The organism is Bradyrhizobium sp. SHOUNA76, assembly GCF_023006445.1.
Taxonomy (GTDB): Bacteria; Pseudomonadota; Alphaproteobacteria; order Rhizobiales; family Xanthobacteraceae; genus Bradyrhizobium.
In genome coordinates, this window is the sequence record NZ_JALBHA010000934.1 from 1 (window position 1) to 1,135 (window position 1,135).

The 1,135-nt window shown below is 67.2% G+C and carries 1 protein-coding gene and 1 pseudogene; one reads left to right on the forward strand and one right to left on the reverse strand.

The annotated features are described in order from the left end of the window. Positions 1–661 (reverse strand): FGGY family carbohydrate kinase (locus tag MOV74_RS38735; protein WP_246932848.1); only part of this gene is annotated, 661 nt, incomplete at its 3' end. A 158-nt stretch (positions 662–819) separates the two neighbouring features. Between MOV74_RS38735 and MOV74_RS38740 the strand changes: the two are divergent. Further along, positions 820–1,135: pseudogene (locus tag MOV74_RS38740) on the forward strand (sugar-binding transcriptional regulator); the annotation flags it as partial.

The window sequence follows — 1,135 nt, forward strand, 5'->3', positions numbered from 1 at the left end:
CCGGCGACAGGCCCAGCGCGGTCGCGACGGCGGAATCGATCTCCGCAAACGGGGTTCCCGGCACCAGCACCTTCGGCAGCAATTCGCGGGACACGCCGAGCTCGTCGAGCCAGGCTGGCCAGCCGCGCGTCACGGGATCGTAGCCGAGCTTCAGGACGTTGTTCTCGTCGCTGATGCCGTGATGTCCGGCGAGCCTTCCTGCGATCCAGTCGGCCTGATGCACGGCAAAGCGCGCGTGTCCGGCCTCGCCGCGGCCCGACAGATACAGCAGCTTCGCCAATGCGCTGCTCGCGCCATGTGCGCCGCTGTCCGAGGGGGCCACCGCCGCAATGCGGACGGCTTCGGCTGCCGCGCGCGCGTCATTGTACATCAGCCCCGGCGTGCAGGGCCGGCCTGTGGCGTCGATGAGCAGCAGCGTGCCCGACGTGCCGTCGACGCTGACGCACTCGACAGCCCCGAGATCGACAATGCGGCCGAGCTTGCCGATCGCGGCCGCCGTCGCATCCCACCAGAGTTCCGGATCCTGATCGATCGCTTGGCCATCCTGGCGTGGCGCTGGAAGGGGCGCCGATTCCATGCCGAGCTTGTCGCCGCGCGCATCGAGAGCGCAGGCGCGAACGCCGCCCGTTCCGACATCGATGCCGAGGAACACGCCTGTCATTCGACCTCCACAGCGTGAGCGATGCGTGTGCGGCAAGATTGCACTGCAGCACATTTGGGGGATTGACGTTCCAACCCGCCTCTGCAATTTTTTGCAAGACATGAAGAAAATTGCAAGCGGGCTTTTCCGGCGTGGCGATACCTTCCCACAGGCTGCCGATGGTTGACGGTGAGGCGTCGCTCGCAACGCGCGCGGCGTGGCTGTATTTCGCCGCCGGGCTGACCCAGTCCGAAGTCGCCGACCGCCTCAACATCCAGAGTACCAAGGCGCATCGGCTGATCGCGCGTGCCAGCCGCGAGGGCATGATCCGCGTCTTCGTCGAAGGACCTGTGGCCGAATGCGTCGCGCTGGAGAACACGCTGGTCGAGCGCTACGGCCTTGCCTTCTGCCGCGTCGCGCCCGATCTCGGCGAGGGCGAGCTGCCACTCAAGGCCCTGGCGCTCGAAGGCGCGAGCTTCCTGCGGCAGAACCTCG